At 68.0% G+C, this 19,489-nt stretch carries 17 protein-coding genes; 5 read left to right on the forward strand and 12 right to left on the reverse strand.

Annotated features, from left to right (window positions below; translation table 11 throughout):
* Window positions 1-102: 102 nt before the first annotated feature.
* Window positions 103-879: an SDR family oxidoreductase gene (locus KUV67_04275; GenBank protein ID MBY6204082.1), complete on the forward strand. Its 777-nt coding sequence runs from the start codon at window positions 103-105 to the stop codon at window positions 877-879.
* Between the two features lie 301 nt (window positions 880-1,180).
* Here KUV67_04275 and KUV67_04280 read toward each other — a convergent pair whose 3' ends face one another.
* Together KUV67_04280 and KUV67_04285 are read right to left on the reverse strand one after the other, a co-directional pair.
* Window positions 1,181-3,307, reverse strand: a complete 2,127-nt coding sequence (locus KUV67_04280; protein ID MBY6204083.1) for a M13 family metallopeptidase — start codon at window positions 3,305-3,307, stop codon at window positions 1,181-1,183.
* A 518-nt stretch (window positions 3,308-3,825) separates the two neighbouring features.
* On the reverse strand, window positions 3,826-4,995 hold the full coding sequence (locus KUV67_04285; GenBank protein MBY6204084.1) for a TIGR03032 family protein: 1,170 nt from the start codon (window positions 4,993-4,995) through the stop codon (window positions 3,826-3,828).
* 65 nt (window positions 4,996-5,060) lie between these two features.
* Between KUV67_04285 and KUV67_04290 the strand changes: the two genes are divergently transcribed.
* On the forward strand, window positions 5,061-5,582 hold the full coding sequence (locus tag KUV67_04290) for a hypothetical protein (protein MBY6204085.1): 522 nt from the start codon (window positions 5,061-5,063) through the stop codon (window positions 5,580-5,582).
* Window positions 5,583-5,698: 116 nt separating this feature from the next.
* On the opposite strand, the gene KUV67_04295 is transcribed toward KUV67_04290, so the two are convergent.
* The 8 genes from KUV67_04295 to KUV67_04330 form a co-directional block, all read right to left on the reverse strand.
* A complete protein-coding gene (locus KUV67_04295) occupies window positions 5,699-7,258 on the reverse strand; it encodes an IPTL-CTERM sorting domain-containing protein (GenBank protein MBY6204086.1) in 1,560 nt (519 codons plus the stop codon).
* Window positions 7,259-7,517: 259 nt separating this feature from the next.
* Window positions 7,518-7,910: a DUF3192 domain-containing protein gene (locus tag KUV67_04300; protein MBY6204087.1), complete on the reverse strand. Its 393-nt coding sequence runs from the start codon at window positions 7,908-7,910 to the stop codon at window positions 7,518-7,520.
* A 254-nt stretch (window positions 7,911-8,164) separates the two neighbouring features.
* Window positions 8,165-8,614, reverse strand: coding sequence for a hemerythrin domain-containing protein (locus KUV67_04305; protein MBY6204088.1), 450 nt, complete (start codon window positions 8,612-8,614; stop codon window positions 8,165-8,167).
* Window positions 8,615-8,750: 136 nt separating this feature from the next.
* Complete coding sequence (locus tag KUV67_04310) at window positions 8,751-8,909, reverse strand: YqaE/Pmp3 family membrane protein (GenBank protein ID MBY6204089.1); 159 nt, start codon at window positions 8,907-8,909, stop codon at window positions 8,751-8,753.
* Window positions 8,910-9,044: 135 nt separating this feature from the next.
* Window positions 9,045-10,283 carry an ammonium transporter gene (locus KUV67_04315; GenBank protein ID MBY6204090.1) on the reverse strand — a complete coding sequence of 413 codons (1,239 nt, stop codon included), beginning with the start codon at window positions 10,281-10,283 and terminating at the stop codon, window positions 9,045-9,047.
* 59 nt (window positions 10,284-10,342) lie between these two features.
* Window positions 10,343-10,681 carry a P-II family nitrogen regulator gene (locus KUV67_04320; GenBank protein ID MBY6204091.1) on the reverse strand — a complete coding sequence of 113 codons (339 nt, stop codon included), beginning with the start codon at window positions 10,679-10,681 and terminating at the stop codon, window positions 10,343-10,345.
* A 173-nt stretch (window positions 10,682-10,854) separates the two neighbouring features.
* Entirely contained in the window at window positions 10,855-12,219 is a 1,365-nt protein-coding gene (ntrC, locus tag KUV67_04325; GenBank protein ID MBY6204092.1) for a nitrogen regulation protein NR(I), read from the reverse strand.
* Entirely contained in the window at window positions 12,216-13,394 is a 1,179-nt protein-coding gene (locus tag KUV67_04330; protein ID MBY6204093.1) for a PAS domain-containing sensor histidine kinase, read from the reverse strand. Before KUV67_04330 ends, ntrC begins: the two co-directional genes overlap by 4 nt.
* Window positions 13,395-13,534: 140 nt before the next feature.
* Between KUV67_04330 and KUV67_04335 the strand changes: the two genes are divergently transcribed.
* The 3 genes from KUV67_04335 to KUV67_04345 all read left to right on the forward strand — a co-directional run bounded on the left by KUV67_04335 (window position 13,535) and on the right by KUV67_04345 (window position 15,783).
* On the forward strand, window positions 13,535-13,882 hold the full coding sequence (locus tag KUV67_04335; protein MBY6204094.1) for a hypothetical protein: 348 nt from the start codon (window positions 13,535-13,537) through the stop codon (window positions 13,880-13,882).
* Window positions 13,883-14,122: 240 nt separating this feature from the next.
* Complete coding sequence (locus tag KUV67_04340; GenBank protein ID MBY6204095.1) at window positions 14,123-14,926, forward strand: hypothetical protein; 804 nt, start codon at window positions 14,123-14,125, stop codon at window positions 14,924-14,926.
* A 44-nt stretch (window positions 14,927-14,970) separates the two neighbouring features.
* The gene (locus tag KUV67_04345) at window positions 14,971-15,783 is read left to right on the forward strand and encodes an energy transducer TonB (protein ID MBY6204096.1); all 813 of its coding nucleotides are present in this window, start codon (window positions 14,971-14,973) and stop codon (window positions 15,781-15,783) included.
* Between the two features lie 6 nt (window positions 15,784-15,789).
* Here the strand turns inward: KUV67_04345 and KUV67_04350 are convergent, their stop codons facing one another.
* Entirely contained in the window at window positions 15,790-18,012 is a 2,223-nt protein-coding gene (locus KUV67_04350) for an MFS transporter (GenBank protein ID MBY6204097.1), read from the reverse strand.
* A gap of 114 nt (window positions 18,013-18,126) precedes the next feature.
* Window positions 18,127-19,428: a sensor domain-containing diguanylate cyclase gene (locus KUV67_04355; GenBank protein ID MBY6204098.1), complete on the reverse strand. Its 1,302-nt coding sequence runs from the start codon at window positions 19,426-19,428 to the stop codon at window positions 18,127-18,129.
* Window positions 19,429-19,489: the final 61 nt, after the last annotated feature.

Raw genomic sequence — 19,489 nt, forward strand, 5'->3', positions numbered from 1 at the left:
TGCTGTGTCTACCCTGCCCGGTTCTGGTTCGGACTGCACATTGTACGGGTTCGCCGTCCGTGTCGCGCCCGAAGCGGCCGGGTCGCCCGCAGCGAGGATGCGATGACCATGCAAGCGACCGGATGGCGACTGGACGGCCGCCGCGCCCTGATCACCGGCGGAGGCCGCGGGATCGGCTGGGCCACCGCGCGGACGCTGGCCGAGCGCGGCGCGGAGGTCTGGTTGATGGCCCGCAGCGAGGCCGAACTCGACGAACGGGTCGACGAGCTGCGCTCGCGCGGCGCCCGGGCCCACGCGCTTCCCGGGGACGTGTCCGACCCGGAACGCCGCCGGCACGCCCTGGACCGCCTGCTCGACGCCACCGAAACGCTCGACATCCTGGTCAACAATGCCGGGTTCAACATCCGCAAGGCGGCCATCGACCTGGCGTCCGAGGATGTGCGCTCGGTGCTGGAGACCAACCTGCTCGGCGCCTTCGAGCTGACCCGCGCGCTGTACGGCCCGCTGCGTCACGCCGATGCCGGCTGCGTGGTCAACGTCTCCTCGGTTGCCGGCCACACGCACCTGCGCACCGGCGCCGCCTACGCCATGAGCAAGGCCGCGCTCGACCAGCTGACCCGCAACCTGGCCTGCGAATGGGCTGCCGACGGCATCCGGGTCAATGCAGTGGCGCCCTGGTACATCGAGACCCCACTGGCCGGGCAGGTGCTCTCCGACCCGGACTACCTCGCCGAAGTGCTCGCCCGGACCCCGCTGAAACGCATCGGCCGCCCCGAAGAAGTCGCCGCGACCATCGCCTTCCTGTGCATGCCCGGCGCCGCCTACATCACCGGCCAGGTCCTCTCCGTCGACGGCGGCTTCAGCGTCTACGGCTTCTGATTCGGGCCTCGCTCGGCTCCGTTGGCCCGGCCGCTAGATGATGGACGCAAAGGCGCAAAGGAGCGAAGAGCACGAAGAAGTGCTGATTTGAAGGAAGGAAACCGAGGATGCGCCGGCTCTCGATCACCGCGTTTTGCCACACACTCAGAATTGCACTTCTCAATTTCTTTCCCTTTGCGTTCCTTCGCTCCTTCGCGCCTTTGCGTCCATCCTCTAGAAGAAGGTGCCACCGCCCCGAACGAAGGCACAAAAAAGGCCGCGGGCGGGGCCGCGGCCTTTTGACTGGAGAGGCGGGTTCGCCTTACCAGATGCTCAGGCGCTCTTCCGGCGGGAGGTAGAGCTCGGCGTCCTCGCCGATGTCGAAGGCGTCGTACCAGGCGTCCATATTGCGGACGATGCCGTTGACGCGGTACTCGGGCGGGCTGTGGGAATCGTTGATCAGGCGCGAACGGCGCGACTCGTCGGTCTGCAGGTTCCGCCAGACCTGGGCCCAGGCCATGAAGAAGCGCTGGTCGCCGGTGTAGCCGTCCAGCACCGGCGCGTCGCCGCCCTGGTGTTCGTCGACGTACATCCGGTAGGCGTGGTAGGCAATCGCCAGGCCGCCGAGATCGCCGATGTTCTCGCCCAGCGTCAGGCGGCCGTTGATGGTCATGCCCTCGACCGGTTCGTACTGCTCGTACTGGGCGACCAGCCGATCGGCCAGCTGCTCGAAGCGCTCGCGCGACTCGCCGGTCCACCAGTTGCGCAGCACACCGTCGGCGTCGGACTTCGAGCCCTGGTCGTCGAAGCCGTGGCCCATCTCGTGACCGATCACCGCGCCGATGCCGCCGAAGTTGACCGCCGGATCGGCGTTCGGATCGAAGAACGGCGGCTGCAGGATGCCGGCCGGAAAGACGATCTCGTTGCGCGACGAAGAGTAGTAGGCATTGACCGTCTGCGGGCTCATGAACCACTCCCAGTGGCGGGTCGGCTCGTCGAGCTTCTCCACGGCATCCGCCCGGTACCACTCGCCGAGCCTCCGCGCGTTGCCCACCAGGTCGTCGGGGCGGATCTCGACCGAGCTGTAGTCGTGCCAGCGATCCGGGTAGCCGATCTTCGGTGTGAACGCCGCCAGCTTCGCCAGCGCCTCTTCGCGGGTCTCGGCGTCCATCCAGTCGAGCGAATTCAGGCGCTCGTCGAAGGCCCGGCGGAGATAGCCGACCAGCTCAAGCATCTGGTCGCGGGAGGCCGGCGGAAAGTGTCGTGCCACATAGACCTCGCCGACCTGCTCACCCATCCTGTCGCTGACGAACTGGATCGCCCGCTTCTCGCGTGGACGCTGCTCCTCGACGCCGTTGAGGCGCTTCTGGTACAGCTCGAAGGCGGCATCGGCGAAGTCATCACCGAGCAGCGGTGCGGTGTTGTTCAGGAAATGGAAGGCGTGCCACGACGCCCAGGTCTCGGCCGGAGTCACGGCGAACAGTGCCGACAGCGCCTGGATCGCCGTGTCGGTCCCGACGACGACTTCCTCGATCGCATCGAAGCCCTGCTCGGCCAGGAACGCCTCCCAGGCGAAGCCCGGGGCGAAGGCCTCGAGCTCGTCGACGCGCATCAGGTTGTAGTTGGCCTCGCGATCGCGACGCTGGGTGCGGGTCCAGTGCGCGTCGGCGATCGACGTCTCCAGTGCCATCACCGCCTCGGCGCGCTCGCGCGGACGGTCGATGCCGGCCCGCTCGAAGGTGCCGGCGATGTAGTCGACGTAGGCCTCGCGGTGGCCCGGGAACGGCTCGTCGTCGCGCTCGTAGTAGTCCTTGTCGGGCAGGCCGAGCCCGCTCTGGGTCAGATGGACCAGGTAGCGCTCCGGGTTGCCCGAATCCAGCGTGACGTAGGCGCCCACGATCGAAGCGGTGCCGAGCCGACCCATCCAGCGGGCCACGGCCTCGTGGTCGTCGAGTGCGAGCAGCCGGTCGAGCTCGTCGCGGATCGGGTCCAGTCCGAGCTCCTCGATCCGGTCCGTGTTCATGTAGGCGGCATGCATGGCGCCGATCTGCTGCAGCGGCGAGCCGGGGTCGGCGTCGGCCTCGGCAGCCTCGGCGATGATCTCCGCGACCCGCTCTTCCGATTCGAGCGACAGTTCGGCAAAGGCACCGTAGCGCGAGAACCCGGCCGGAATCTCGTTGTTCTCGAGCCACGCTGCGTTGACGTAGGCGAAGAAGTCGTCGCCCGGGGCCACGGAATCGCTGATGCCCTCGACATCGATGCCCCAGGTGCCGATCCGGGCCGATGCATCGGCCTGCGGCTGGGAAGCTGACTCCGCTGCAGGCTCGATGGCAGCGACCGGCTCGCTCACCTCGGGGGCCGCAGACGGCTCGGGATCGGATGAACAGCCGGCCAGAACTGCGGCCGAAAGAGCCACAGCCAGGGCGGCGGCAAGGGGGTGCTTGCGCATGGGGTCACTCCTGAGATTTCGTTCAGCGGCAGAAGCGCCGCAGGTGGACGAAAATTACCCCATCGACGTGAATCCGGCTTGTGCCGATGGTCATGCAGCGCGCCGCCAGCTACATCACTGGCCAGATCCTCCCCGCCGACGACGGCTTCAGCGTCCACGGTTTCTGACGTCGGCCTCGCTCGGCGGACTTGCCAGCGGCCTTTAGATGATGAACGCAAAGGCGCAAAGCAGCGAAGAAACGCAAAGGGATGAAGTTTTGAAGGAATGATTCGGAGTGCTCAATCATGAGCATTGCTCGTCGTATGGCGCATAAACGGTTCTGACTTTTTCATGCAGATCTTCTTCGCGCCCTTCGCTCCTTTGCGCCTTTGCGTCCATCATCTAGGGGAATGGGCCAACGACCCCGAACGACAGCCCCATAAAGGCCGAGGGCGGGGCCGCGGCCTTGGGAGCTGCAAGCTTTGAAGGCTCACCAGGTGCTCAGGCGGTCTTTCGGCGGGATGTAGAGGCCGGTGGGTCTAGGCGGTCGGCTGCGCGACTTCTCTCAAGGCCTCGTCCGGCAGCACATAGGAGCTGCCGATCAGCGGGTGACCGGGCTCGAGCAGGCTGGGGAAGGTCAGCCCCGGCAGCACCTTGACCGCGAAGATTTCCTCGACCGCGTCGCTGAATCGCAACAGGCCGACCGTCTCGCCGGTGTCAAGATCGATGATCCAGACTCCGCTGCGCCGGTCCGAGCCGTCGGAGGTGATCGGGATTCCTTCGAAGGTATTCGTCTCGCGGACCTGGGAAAGGCCGACGATCGCGTACTTGTCGACGAAGTCCAGCCCGCGGGTGAAGCCGGGCATCTGCGCCAGGCGCTCGGTCTTCGTCGTCTTCGGGTCGTACCACGACAGCGCGCCGTAGCCCGACTCGAGAAACCACACGCGGTCGCGATACCAGCGAGGCGAATGGGGCATCGAGAGCCCCTCGACCAGCACCTTGTCGCGGACGATGTCGTAGAGCAGCCCACCGGCGTTCTTGTTCTCGCGCCAGCCGCCGGCGGTGTCCGTGCGGCCGAGCGCGGTCACGTACCGTGGCCGGTCGTCGACGACGCAGAGGCCGTTGAGGTGGCAGCGGTCCTCGATCGCGTAGGCCGAGACCCACGGCGGACGCCAGCGCGGGACGAAGCTGTGGTCGAGGTCCAGCGTCGACAGGCAGGAGAAGCGCGTGTTGACGATCCAGAGCTCATCGCCGGCGAAGTCCAGTTCGTGGATGTCGATGTTGCCCGTGTAGTGGATCGAGCGCGGAATGAAACAGGCATCGTGCCTGCCCTTCGGCTCGACCTTGGGCGCGACCGCCGGCGTGTTGCGGAATTCGTGGACTTCGTTGTTGGTGCCGATGACCAGCCGATTGTCCTTTGCCGCGATGCCCATCGGGCGATTGAAGGAGCAGAAGTGGGTGTTGAGCTTGCCCTGGTCGGCGCGCAGCAGGACCACCTGGCCCGCCTGGTAGGTCGACACGGCGATGCTCAACCGACCCTTGTCCAGCAGGGTCAGGAAGCTGGCCGAGAATTCGCTCTTCAGCGCCTCACCCGGGTTCTCGCGGATGCGCTGCGCGAGCGCTTCCCGTCGCTTCTGCTCGGCCTCCGCCTTCGCCTTCCTCGCCTGCTGCTCTGGCGTCAGTTCGTCATCCGTGCTCGATTCGCTCACCGCGCATGTCCAATCAATGACCGGGGCGCTACCATACCGGTTTCCCGAGACCGGGCCAACACGCCATGCCCTCCTTCGATTACGACATCGTCTGGCGGACGCTCGACGACGCGACCCGCGATCGCATCGTCGCGTTCTGGCAGACCCACGGCGCGATCCGCGACGAACAGGCGGCCCGGGCCCGGGTGGACCAGGTCGTGGCCGTGGCCCGAAGCGAAGGCGGCGAGATCGCCGGCGTCTGCACGGCGATCGACCTGGTCGTTCCGGATATCGGCGAACCCCTGTACTACTACCGGACCTTCATCGCGCCCCCCTTCCGCACCGGCTTCGTCGTTCGCCGACTTCTGTTCCTGGCCGTGCAAGCCCTGGAGGAGCATGCCCGCCGGGATCCGGAATCGAGCGCGAAAGGCGTCTATCTCGAGCTCGAGAACCCCTCCTTCGCACGCCATCTTCGCCAGGCGGTCTGGCCGCGGCGAGGGCTGGAATTCGTATTTATCGGCCGCAGTGCCCGAGGCCTGGAGCGGCGGGTCCGCTGGTTCGAGCACGCCCGCATCGGCGATCGCTCCGGAGATCGCTCGACCGGCTGATCGGGTCCGATCCTGGCCCGGCTCGACCTGCACGGGCCCGCGGCGGCACCCGAAACGACAGCGGCCGGGGAAGGCCCCGGCCGCTGAATCAAGCAATCACGCTCCGTCGAGCGATGTCAGCACTCCCGCCTCGATCGGCTGCGGAAGCCGAAGAAGGCCGCGATGCCCAGCAGGCCCGACATCAACAACAGGCCGATCCGGTCGAGGGTCGGCACCGGTAGACCGGTCACCCCGAAGATTCCGGCCTCGACCGAGCCGATGTCGCAACCGGAGCCGAAGGGTCGGGCTTCGCCGCGCTGGTCCGTGGTCACGGCTCCACCGCAGCCCGCACTGCCGTTCGGCACCGCATCGATCACCGGGCTGCCGGCCTCCGGCAGCCGCGACTGCGTCGGTCCGCCGTTGTCGGCGAGCGGCTCGAGGTCCGGATCGAGACCGAGAAGGGCCACAGTCGCCGCGTCGGCGTTCAAGGTTCCGTTCGTCGGCGCAACACCGACCAGCGAGAACTCGGCATTGATCGTCGCCGCCGGATCCATTGCCACGTCCGGCTCGGAGGCCGCCGTGTTGCCCGAGACGATGGTGGCATCGTGCTGCATTCCGGTACCGTACTGCAGGTAGAAGAACCCGCCGCCGGAGGTTGCCGACGAGTTGCCGGTGATCGTTGAGAACTGGACCGTGGACGAACCGTACGCCGCGATGTAGGCCCCGCCACCGAGGTCGCCGGCGGCGTTGCCGACGATTGTGGAGTTCGACATCAGCGCGTCGTATTTCTGCGAGTACAGGACCACGCCACCGGCGAATCCGCCTGCGCTATTGCCGGAAACCGTCGAATCGATCAACGACGACGCCCCGCCCTGCAGGAACAGCCCGCCGGCGACAGAGGTCGCGCTGTTGCCGGAAATCGTGGAGCGCTCGACCGTGACGTCGTAGCCCGCGATCAAGCCGCCACCAAGCGATCCGCCGCCGCCGCGCTGCAGCATGCGGGTTTCGAACGGCATCGTGAAGTCGCTGCTCGCTGCACGATCGGCCAGGAGGGGCGCGGCGCCCCGCGGCGCGGTGCCCGCCGAGTTACCGGAAATGGTCGCGTCCGACACGGTAATGTTGCCGTAGCCAATCAGGTAAACCCCACCGACGTCCTGCGCGGCGGTGTTGCCGGAAATCGACGAGTTCGAGACATCGATGTCGCCCAGGGTCAGCGCGGTGACTCCACCGCCGATCACGGCGGTATTGCCGCTGACCGTACAGTTGTCCATCGAAAGCGTGCCGAGGTAGAGCAGCAGCCCGCCACCGGCATCGGCGAGACCGCCGCCTCCGCCGGTGACCACGCCGCCGGTCAGGGTCAGGTCGTTGAGCGTCAGGTCAGTGTAGTAGCCGTACATGACCCGCGACCCGCCTGCCGCGTCGATGGTCACACCTGCGCCGTCGATGGTGATGCTGTCCGGTCCCGTGCTGGTGACCAGCTGGCCGCTGGACAGGGTGATCGTCTGGCCGGAAATCGCCGACATTTCGATCGTGTCGGCCTCCATGTTCGCGTTGGCGTCGGCCAGGGCCTGGCGCAGGCTGCCCGGCCCGGCGTCGGCGTTGGTCGTGACGTTGAACGTGGCCGCCTGCGCCGAGGTGCCGGCGAGTGCGGCACAGATCGACGCTGCCAGCAGCGCCTTGTTGTGCGATATACGCATGTTCGAATCTCCCGATGGTCTGCCGTATCGTGGTTTCAGCCCCTATCCCGATGAAACCTACACAAGCAGCGCGGAGAATTCAATTCCGGTTATATGAAATTCCGGACAACCCGCTCGGTGCGCGCCGGCCCCGGACGGGTCGGTGGACGGGTCGGCACCAGTCCGAATCGACGCGGAACGCACGGGCAGGCCCTCCTGGTCCCCGGCCCGGTTTCACGTCGTAGGAGACGTACGCGGGGCCCGTCCGGCAGGACCGGACTCACCGGACGGGAGAGAGCGGCGACCCGGTCAAGCGGACATAGGCCGCTTCGCCCCAGGCGTCGAGGATGCCGTCGACAAAGATCACCGGCGTCGTTTCATCGCGCGTGGTCCGTCCGTCACCCTCGACCCGCTGCGTGCGATAGAACAGGACCGTATAGGCCTCGCCATCGATCGGGAACGCCTCGCTCATCGCCGGGGGGTGCGGCATCCGCGATTCCACCTCGGCGCGCGTCATGCCGATCTCCAGCATCGAAATCGCTTCGCGGTTCTCTCGCTCGAGCCTGGCCCAGTCGTCGCGTCGGTCGCTGTCGTTGCCGATGGCGACGACACAGCCCGACAGGATGGTCGCTGCCGTCAACAGCACCAGAAGCCGGCTTGCAGATTTCATCATTGGAACTCTCCCTCGATGGTTGTTCCGATCGGATGTCGATCGACGGGCGGTTCGTTGCGTGTCGATCGCCCTTCGATCACGAGCAGTCGATTATCCGGAGCGAAGCTGAACCGCGCCTGAGCCGGAAGTCATTGGAGCACGACACATCGACCCGAAGCCGGCCGCGGGCGACGCTGAGCCTTCAAAACAGAACGGGCCGGCGCAAGGGCCGGCCCGTTCGACGAGGTCGTCGATGGAGAGGGAGGTGCGGCGAATCAGCCCTCGACGCGCCGCTTCTCGACTTCCTTGCGGCCCTCGAACTTGGCGCCCAGGGCGACCGCACGGTCGTCGTCGATGACGTCTTCGGACAATTCGAACACGTCGTTTTCCTCTTCCTTCATGTGGTGCTCGAGCGCGTCTTGGAACTTCTTGAAGGTCATCAACCAGGCCGGATTGCTCATGTCCGTCGACTTGAGCTCCTCGAGATAGTCGCTGGCTTCCTTGTGTTCGGAGACGCTGTGACGGGTCTGCGGCTGCGACTCGACCGATTCGATCAATTCCGAGTACAGCGTCTGCTCTTCGGCGGCCGCGTGCGATTCGACGTCCCTGGCCAGGACCTCGAACAGGCGCCGGCGCTCCTCGCTGTCGCCGGATGTATCGACAATCTGCCGCATCAGTTCGCGGTGGCGGTCGTGGTCGGTTTTCAGTTTCTGATAGATGTTCATGCGTTCAACCTCGATCGTTCACGATCGTTCGAGTGTCGTCGGATTCAGGTCGTTGTCTTCAGGGAAACGGGGCGGCGGACCAGGTCCGGCCCGGCGACGTGCAGGGGCGGTGGCGCCCCTGCACGCCAGGGGAGCGTCAGCGTCTGGCGATGATCCAGACCGCGTGGATGATGCCCGGGATGTAGCCGAGCAGGGTCAGCAGGATGTTGATCCAGAACTGCGCGCCGATACCCACCTGCAGGAACACGCCGAGTGGCGGCAGGAGTATCGACAGGATGAGCCGGAGTATGTCCACGGTGTTTCCTCGGATGAAAGCGTGGAGTGCAGTCTGCCCTGCCGGCCTCCCGACCTCATTAACCTAGGTCAATCGGCGACTGCATTTCACGCCGGACCCTGCACTTCCGGCGGGTTCCGGCGGGTTCCGGCGACTTCAGTCCCCATGCGTGAAGTCGGGATACGCCTCCATCCCGCACTCGGCGAGATCCAGGCCTTCGCGCTCGTCGTCCGGGTGCACCCGGATGCCGATCGTGGCCTTCAGTGCCGCCCAGACGCCGAGGCTGGACACGAACACGAAACCACCGATCAAGCCGATCCCGGCCAGCTGATCGATCAGCGTGGCCTCTTCGTCGGACAGGGGAACGAGCAGCAGGCCGAAGATGCCGCAGACGCCGTGGACGGAGATCGCGCCGACCGGATCATCGACCCCCGATCGATCGAAGGCCACGATCGAGGCCACGACCAGCACGCCGGCCGACGCACCGATCAGCACGGCGAGTCCGGGCTCGGGCGCCGCCGGTCCCGCGGTGATGGCGACCAGGCCGGCCAGCGCGCCGTTGAGCGCCATCGTGAGATCGGCCTTGCCGAACAGCACGCGCGCCAGCAGCAGCGCGGCAACCAGGCCGGCGGCGGCGGCGAGGTTGGTATTGACGAAGACTCGGGCGACGTTGTTGGCCGAATCGACGCCGTGGATCGACAGCTCGGAACCGCCGTTGAAGCCGAACCACCCCATCCACAGGATGAACATGCCGAGCGTGGCCAGCGGCAGGTTGGCGCCTGGAATCGCCCGCGGGCGTCCGTCCGGGCGGTACTTCCCGGCGCGCGGCCCGAGCAGCAGCACACCGGCCAGGGCCGCGGAAGCGCCGGCCATGTGCACGATGCCGCCGCCCGCATAGTCCGAGTAGCCGATCTCGTCGAGAATGCCGCCGCCCCAGGACCAGTAGCCCTGCCACGGGTAGATGACCCCGGTCATCACCACGGCGAAGGCAAGAAACGCCCACAGCTTCATGCGCTCGGCGACCGCCCCCGATACGATCGACATCGCGGTGGCGACGAACACCACCTGGAACATGAAGTCGGCCAGGGTCGAGTACGCCGCCTCGCTGCCGGTAACGACCACGTCAGCAGGCACGTGTTCAGGAGACGTGCCGAAGCCGACGCCGGGCCAGAGCGCGTTGATCCCTTCGCCGGGATACATCAACGAGTAGCCGATCAGGTAGTACATCAGGCAGGAGATGGCGTAGAGGGCCACGTTCTTGGTCAGGATCTCCACCGTGTTGCGTGCCCGGACCAGGCCCGCCTCGAGCATGGTGAAGCCGGCGGCCATCCACATCACCAGCGCGGCGCAGACCAGCAGATAGAAGGTATTCAGTGCATATTCCAGTTCGGTCATGGAGGTTTCCTCAACCCGGGACGACGTGTTCGATGGGGCTCGGGGGGGGGCGGCCGGGCTCAGAGCGCGGACTCGTTCTCCTCGCCGGTGCGGATCCGTACCACTCGCTCCAGTGCGGTCACGAAGATCTTTCCGTCTCCGATCCGACCGCTTCGGGCAATCTCGGTCACGGTCTCGATGACCCGTTCGACCTGGTCGTCGGGGACGGCGATCTCGAGCTTGATCTTGGGCAGGAAATCAACCACGTACTCGGCGCCCCGATACAACTCCGTGTGACCCTTCTGGCGCCCGAAACCGCGCGTTTCGCTGACGGTCATGCCCTGCACACCGACTTCGGCGAGCGCTTCGCGGACATCGTCGAGCTTGAACGGCTTGATGATCGCGGTGATCAGTTTCATCGGAGGTTCTCCCGGCGATTCGACGGCGGCATCGATAGCGATGTTGCAGGGGGAACTGCAAGCCGCGTGCCAGACGACGGGGCGCCGGACTGCCGGCCCTCGACCCCGCCAACCGGCCACCCAATGCACCGGGACCGTGCGCCGGGGGGACGCGATGCACCGTTGCGGTGCGTTCAGTCCTTGCGCTTGCGACTCAGGGTATTGCGGCCGATGCCGAGTCGTTCGGCCGCCTCGGCCCGTCGTCCTCCGGTCATCTTCAGCGCTTCATCGATGAGCACCCGCTCGAGCCGGTCGACCGCTTCGCGCATCAGGCCGCGATCCCCTGCAGCGAGCCGATGGCGGGCCCAGGATCGCAGCGGGTCGCTCCAGTCCGGGGACTCCGCCGACAGATCGAGCGCGAGATCGTCCTCTTCGATCTGCCGGCCGGGCACCAGTGCGGTCCATCGACGGCAGCGATTGGCGAGCTCGCGCACGTTGCCGGGCCAGCCGTAGCGGGCCAGCCGAGCGTGCGCAGCGGCGCTCAGCCGCTTGGGCGCGACGCCGACGTCCTCCGCGGCACGGGCGAGGAAATGGTCGAGCAGCAGCGGCACGTCCTCCGGGCGGTCGCGCAACGGGGGAACGGTCAACGGAACGACATTGAGGCGATGGAAGAGGTCCTCCCGGAACGCCCCCTCTTCCACGGCACGCTCCAGATCGCGGTGCGTGGCGGCCAGGATGCGTACATCGACCCGAATCGGCGCACGACCGCCGAGCCGGTAGAAACTGCCCTCGTCGAGGACGCGGAGCAGGCGCGACTGCAGCGCGATCGGCATCTCGCCGATCTCGTCGAGGAACAGCGTTCCCCCGTCGGCCTGCTCGAAGTAGCCCTTGCGCGCCGCGTCGGCCCCGCTGAACGCGCCCTTTTCGTGACCGAACAGCTCGGACTCGAGCAGCTCGGCGGGAAGCGCCGCGACATTCAGCGCGACGAACGAGGCCCCGACCCGGGGCGACGAATCGTGGAGCGCCCGGGCGATGCGCTCCTTGCCGCTACCGGACTCTCCGGTCAACAGCACGTTGAGCGAGCTGTTGGCCAGCCGGCCGATGGCGCGGAAGAGCGCGCGCATGACGGGACTCGCCCCGACCAGTCCCGGCGGAGGGGCGGGGCGCGATGCATCGACGCCCGACGCACCGGCCTCGAGCGCGCGCTCGACCAGGCCGACCGCATCGTCGATATCGAACGGCTTGGGAAGCATGTCGAACGCGCCGGACTTCAGGGCCTCGACGGTCGCGTCCAGGTCGGCGTAGGCACTCATGACGATGACCGGCACATCCGTGGCCGCGATCAGGGCGTCACCGCGGGTGCCGGGCATTCGCAGGTCGGTCAGGACCGCATCCGGGCGATCCGCATCCGGTCCGCCCTCCCGCAATGCCGCGAGCGCTTCATCGGCGGTCGCGAAGACCCGCGGCGTTCGATCCGGACCGCGGAGCGCGTGCTCCAGCACCCGACGAATGGACGCGTCGTCGTCGACGATCCAGACCGTGCGGGGCGAGCCACTCACGGCGAGGGGCCGGTGCGATCGGACGGTCGCGACCCGGCCTGCACCGGCAGCAGGATGCGGAACACGGTCCGGCCGGCACGTCGCTCGTGATCGATTTCCCCGCCGTGGCGATCGACGATCTCCTGGGCGATCGAAAGGCCGAGGCCGGTCCCGTCGGGTCGACCGGTGACCAGCGGAAAGAACAGCGAGTCGACCAGGTGCTCCGGGACCCCTGGACCGTCGTCCTCGACCTCGATCGCCACTGCCAGGCGGTGGGGCAGGCCCTGCAGCGTGGAGCCGGAGGCCGCCCGGGTCCGGAAGGTGATCCGGCGCGCCCCTGCCTGGCAGGCGTTGCGCGCGAGATTCAGGACCGCCTGCTGCAGCCCCGGAGCGTCGATCGACACGCGAGGCAGACTCGGATCGAAGTCGCGGAGGAACGTCGGCGCCGCGGATCGACCGCCGCTGCGAACTTCGGGCAGACCCGATTCCCCTCCGGCGGCCAGCAGGCGCATCACGCGGTCCACCGGCTCGTGCACGTTGCCGGGGCGGGGCTCGACTGCGCGAGACCCACCGAGCAGCTGCTCGACCAGGCGCTCGAGCCGATCGGCTTCATCGCAGACGATCGCCGCGAGCTCGCGCTCGTCATCGCCGCGGCACCGGCGCGCCAGCAGTTGGGCCGCTCCCCGGAGACCGGCCAACGGGTTGCGAACCTCGTGCGCAAGTTGCCGGACGACGCGCCGGGAAAGCGCACGGCGGGCCTGGCGATCGCGATCCTGCATCGCGCGCCTGCGCGGTGCAGCATCCTGCAGCTCCAGCAGAATCGCACCGTCCGGCAGCCGGGCGGCGCGTGCATCGAGCCATTCGGCCCCGCCGGGGTGCGACCAGGCGAGATCCTGACTGGCCATCGGGCGACCGTCGGCGCGAACGCGGCTGATCACGCTCGCCAGCCCGGAGGCCTCGACCGCACCGCGGAACGTCGGGTCCCTGGCGGCCCGGTCGGCCGACACCGCCAGCAGGTCTTCGGCGGCGGCATTCAATCGGACGACCGCGCCATCGGCACCGAACACGACCAGCGCGGTCTGCAGGTGATCGAGCCATTCCGGCGCCGTGACCGCTTCCGCGATCGCGCGGACATCCGCCGAGGCGCGCCGGTCCGGCGGGGCCGAGGGCCGGACGGCCGTTCGTTGACGAGTCATGTCGGCATGCTGGATCAGGCGCGCAGCGGGTGGCGGGACGTGGCTCGAGCATAGACGATGGGGGCGGCCGTGGACCAGCCTTCGCTCGCCGCCCACCGCCCACCGGCCACCCGTCCACGGCAATCTGCGATGATTCGCTCATGGATGAAACGACCCGCAACGACCCTCCCCGCTTTCCCTGGCGCAACTGGGCGATCACCAATTTCGTATTGATCGTCATCGGCTTCGCCGCCTGGGCCTGGATCGACTGGCGCTACGTCACGGATCTCTGGATGCCCGAGGCCATGATCAAGGCCAACGGCATCCTCGCCTGGGCCCTGCCGATCGCCGCGCTGTTCCTCCAGTACATCGTCCTGCGCCGGCAGACGCCGGGACGGCAGACCGCCGGGGCCCTGGGCGGCGCCATCCTGGTCATCGCGGCGTGGTGGACACTGCTCCTGACCGTCGGCGCCTGGTTCCACGTCGAGATCGGCGGCACGCTGGACTGAACCCGTCGACCGGGATCCCGGTTCGGGGGCGGGAGGCGTGCCCACCCAGCGCCCGATACACCGAGCCCCACCCGTGCTCGCGGAGGATCGAGTGGATTTCCTGTTGAGGTCGGCAGGGACTTTTTAGTACGCTCGGGTCGGCGTTGGTGAACAGGAATTCGTACAAAGCCCCCCGCGAAAATCGCCGGAGCGGCCGTGCGTGGGTTCACTTTCGAACTGGCAACCGAAGGAATCCCGCTCATGAACTCGATCACGTCCTCTCTCCTGCTGGCTTTCACGCTGGTCACAGCGATCGGAAGTTCGCTCCCGTCGCTCGCCGGCGAATCCACGCTCGACCTGGCCGAGCGCGCGCTCGACGGCGACCTCGATTCGGCGGCCCGCCTGCTGGAGCGCCACGACAGCAGCGAACCGATGCGGCTGGTCGCAGCCATCGCGCACCGCAAGACGCGCGACGATGCGCGGGCGCTGGAGCTGATGGAGGAAGCCATGGCGAACGGCTACCTGCCGGCGCTCTGGGTTCGCGTCGTTCATCACGTCGAGCGTCATGAATGGATCGAGGCCTACGCCTGGGGCCGACTCGCGATGCTGGTCAGGAAGCACGAAGCCGAGGACGAGATCGATGAGGACGCGTGGCCGATGGAGTGGACCTGGCAGTTCACGCAACAGGCCGCGAGAAACCTCAGGGAAGAGCAGTTCCCGCTGGCCGATCGCCGCACGGAGGACGTCGTGGCGCGCTGGTACGCCGACCTGACCACGGATCGGGCGGACCGCGAGTATTCCGGCCCGGCGTTCGAAAAGCGACGCGCTCCGACCTACCCGCGCGACGAAGCGCACTCGAGGGAGACCGGCTGGTCGCTGCTGATGATGCAGTTCGAAGCCGATGGGGACGTCGCGCGGGTTCTACCGATCGCGCAGACGCATCCTGCGTTCTCGGAACGCGCCGAAGCCGCCCTAGAGCACTGGGTGATCGACAGTTCGACCCTCGACGAGGGCGACCTCGACCGGGGCTTTGTCCAGCTCGTCGAATTCGGCCTGAGGAATTGATCGTGCGCAGGAGCTCCGGCGCGGTGGTGGCAATGGTTGTGACGATGGTTGTGACGATAGTCGTGGCAATGGACGTCGCCTACGGGTCGCCGGCGGCCGCAAGCGGAAACGACGCCGATGCCCGTACCGTTCCGCCATCGGAGCGGATCGAGCGGATGGGCCGTGCCGTGAGTGGCGACCTCGCCGAACTGGCCGAATTGCAGGACGAGGACGACGCGAGCCGATGGGCGCAACTCGTTCGAGGCCTGGCCCTCGGTGCAGCGGGCCGGGACCGGGAGGCGGTCGAGGCGCTGGAGCATGCAGCGCGGTCGGGCCACAATCTTGCGCCACGCGTGCTTGCGCTGCACCACTACGAGCGCAACCAGTGGATCGACGCCTACGCGTGGGCCCGCGTCGCGATGGAAGTCGATGCCGCGCTCGGCGACCTGGAGATGGCCGACCTGCAGGGGGGCTGGTCGCTGTACCTGGCCGTACAGTCCGCCGAGTCGCTGGACGCGGAACAGCACGGCGACGCGGACCGTCGGGCGCGCGACCTCCTCGCCGAGTTCCTCGATCCGCTCGTGGCCGAAGATCTCGCAAGAGACGACGCCAAGGGCTTCGAAGGCGAAGACGTCGTCGCTCGCCGACGCCCGGTCTTCCCCCGGTCGATGTGGGAAAACGGGCGGCCCGGATGGGCCTACGTATACTTCGCGATCAACCGGGACGGAAGCGTCGGGGAAACGCTCGCGCTTGCCGCCTCCCACCCTCGCTTCGGGCGCGCCGCGGCACGGGCGGTCCGGAAGTGGCGCTTCGACACGGAGGCCTTCGACGACCTGCCGGCCACCGGATTGCAGTTAATCGACTTCGACCTGCGCTGAGGCCTGTCAGCCCAGCAACGCATCCGCCGCGGCGCGGACCCGCCGCTCGTCGGGCAGGACCAGGTTCGCGGCGTCGCCCAGCGGGATGTAGCAATCCACGCCGGTCACGCGCCGGATCGGGCGGTCGGCAGCGCCGTGCTCGACCAGGCCCGTGACCAGGCCCTCGCCGATGCCGCCATCCGGGCGGCCCTCGTCGAGCACAAGGACCGCGCCGCAGGCCTTGGCATGTTCGGCCACGGCGGCCACGTTCAGCGGCTTCAGCCAGCGCAGGTCCAGGACCCGCACGGCCGCACCGCGCTCCTGCTCGATCTCCCGGGCAACGCGAAGCGCCATCGGCACGCCGTTGCCGAAGGTGGCGATGAGCAGGTCGCACGCGTCCTCGTTGTACACGCGCGGCTCGAAGGGCTCGAGATACTCGCTCGGCTCCGGGTAGGCGAAGGACCACTGGCCGTCGTCCTTCTCGTACAGGTCCTTGGTCATGTACAGGGCGATCGGCTCGATGATGGCGGTCACCCGGCCGTCGACGGTGGCCAGGGCGGCCAGCGTGCGAAGCATCCGGGCCGCGTCGTCGCCGCGCGACGGGCAGCCGACCACCAGGCCGGGGATGTCGCGCAGCGCGGCGACCGAGTTGTCGTTGTGGAAGTGGCCGCCGAAGCCCCGCTGGTAACCCAGGCCGGCGATCCGCGCGACCATCGGATTACGGAAGCGATCGTTGGAGAAGTACTGCAGGGAGCAGGCCTCGCCGCGAATCTGGTCGCAGGCGTTGTGGAAGTAGGCCAGGTACTGGATCTCGGGAATCGGCAGGTAGTCCATCGTGCCGTAGCCCTGGGCCAGGCCCAGGATCGTGGTCTCGTCGAGCAGTGTGTTGAAGACCCGGGCCTGACCGAAGCGCTTCCACAGGCCCTTGGTGATCGTGTACACCCCACCCTTGCGCGCCACGTCCTCGCCGAACACCAAGGCCTCCGGGCATTTCAGCAGCAGGTCGTGCAGCGCGCGGTTGATCTGGATCGCCATGTGGCGCGGGGCGTCGTCCTCGGGCAGCCGTCCGCCGAAGCTGTCCAGGCGCTCGGACTGCGGTGCGGTCCGCCCCGCCTCGTTGGCCACCTCGTCCGGCGAGTACGGCGCCAGCGGTCGCACTACGTCGTCGACCTCGGTCAGGCGCGGCCGCCCGTCGGCCCGGTCGGCTTCGTCGAGGCACTGGCGGCGCAGGGCCTCGTAGCGGTCGCGGATCCGGGCCGGCGTGGTCAGGCCGCGGGCGACGAGACGCGTGGCCGAGGTCAGCAGCGGATCGAGCCGTTCCTCGCGCTCCAGCTCGTCCGGTGGCCGGTACTCGATCTCGAAATCGGTGCCGGCATGGCCCATCAGCCGGGTCGTGTTCAGGTGCAGGAACACGGGGCGCCGGCGGCTGCGGCAGAACGAAACGGCGTCCTGCACGGGCTGCCACCCGGCGGCCAGGTCCAGGCCGTCGGCGTAGCGGTATTCCATGCCGTAGCGTGCGGCCATCGATCGTGCGATCCACTGGGCCGGCGTCGGCACCGAAATACCCACCCGGTTGTCTTCGCAGACGAACAGGATCGGCAGCGGCAGGCTCTGGTGGGCGGTCCACGCGGCGGTGTTGAAGGCCGCCTGGGCCGTTGCATGGTTCGCGCTTGCATCGCCGAAGCTGCAGACGACGATCGCGTCCTCGGGGACCGGCAGCTCGTGGTCGATGCGGCGACCGTGGCTGATCGCCAGGGCGGTACCGACCGCCTTCGGCAGGTGGCTGGCGATCGTCGAGGTCTGCGGCACGATCCACAGCCCGCGGTGCCCCCAGACCTTGTGCCGACCGCCGGACGCCACGTCGTCGACGGCTGCGGCAAAGGACAGGCAGGTATCGCCGACGAAATCGGCGCCGGGCAGCTTGCGATAGCGCTCGGCGACAAACGCGCCGGAGCGGTAGTGGAGGAAGGCCGGGTCCGTCGCCCGGGTGGCCCGACCGACCATCGCGTTGCCCTCGTGGCCCGAGGAGCCGATGGTGTAGAAGACCTTGTTTTCCTGGCGCTTCACCCGCGCCATCAGGTCGAGCTGGCGCGACGTCAGCTGGCTGTCGAACAGCTCCAGCAGGTCCCCGTCGTCGGCCCCCGGCGGCTCCCGCCGCGGCGGATCGCGCTCGAGCGCATCGAGGTGGTCGAGAAACTGCCGATCGACCACCTCGGCACGGTTCAACTGGCGGGCACGAGACTGGCTCATGCGGACTCCCTGGCTCCCAATGGCCGAATTGTACTGGCGGCCTGCGGGAAACTCACGGGATCGACGGCCTGGATTCGCCGCTGACACTTCACCGCTGGCGGGCGGCGCCGCCGATCAATCGTCGGCGGGCTCCGGCGCGGTTCGCTTGTCGGCGTACATGCGCTGGTCGGCGACGGCGAGCAGCACTTCGATCCGGTCGCCGTCGTCGGGGTGGAAGGCCACGCCGGCGGCCGCGCCCAGTGGACAGTCCGGGGCCAGGTCCGCACCGGCCGAACCGATGCCTTCCAGCAGTTCCTCCACGCGGGCGCGAACCGCATCGTCGGACTCCGCGCGCTCGATCAGCATCGCGAACTCGTCGCCGCCGAGCCGGGCGACCAGTTCGCCGTCCTCGGCGCGTGCCGACAGGCGTCGGCCCACTTCGGCCAGCACCCGGTCGCCGACCGAATGCCCGTGGGTGTCGTTGACGGCCTTGAAGCCGTTCAGGTCGATGTAGGCGACCGCCAGCCGGCCGCCGTTGGCCGGGCGCCCGCGCAGGATCTTCTCGATCCGGGTCCGGAACATCCGGCGATTCGGCAGGCGGGTCAGCGGATCGTGCAGCGCCTGCCACGCCGCGCGGATGCGCCGGTCGACCAGCAGGAAGGCCAGCACCGCCAGCAGCAGTGCGGTGATCCATCCGGTCACCCGCAGCAGGGGCGAGCCGGCAGCGAGTTCGGCCGCCGCCTCGACGTTCAGCGAGGCCAGCTCCCAGTTCCCACCGGGCACGGCGATCTGCTGGATCACCGGCGACCGATCGAACACGTCCGCATCGCCGCGGATGATCGGCGCCTCCGGGTCCGTGGTCGGCGCCCAGCGCAGCGCATGCAGGGTCCCGTCGACGGACTCCGAGAAACCCGCCGCGTCGAACAGCGACTCGCTGTCGATGACCAGCGTGAGCACGCCCCAGTAGCGCGAATCCTCGAGGTACACCGGCGTGCGCACGATCAGGCCCCGCCCGCCCTGGACCAGCCCGATCGGACCGACCATCACCGTGCGTCGTTCCTCCATGGCACGCCGAACGGCCGGCCACTGCTCGGGCACCTCCTCGTAGCGGAGGCCGATCGCGGCCTCGTTGCCTTCACGGGGGTAGACGTAGCGGAGCACGTTGTCCGGCGCCAGGCCGACGTTGCGCAGGTGCTGACTGTTGCGATAGATGGCGCGCAGGACGCCCTCGACGCGCTCGCCCTCGAGCAGGTCCTCGTGCGCCGACACGTAGGCCGACAGGCCGTTCATCAGGTACAGCGTGGCGTTGAGCTCGCGCTCGATGCGCGCCCGCATGGCCGCCGACTTCTGCAGGGTCAGTCCGCGCTCGATCTGCGCCCGCCGGTCCTCCTCGACCTGCTGGAAGCGCTGCAGGACCAGCACGGTCGCGACAAGCACGAACACTCCCGCCAGGACAGCAGGCCATCGGGACGGGGTGTGGGTCGAGGAATCCGCTCGC

It is taken from the genome of Halomonas denitrificans, assembly GCA_019800895.1.
Taxonomy (GTDB): Bacteria; Pseudomonadota; Gammaproteobacteria; order Xanthomonadales; family Wenzhouxiangellaceae.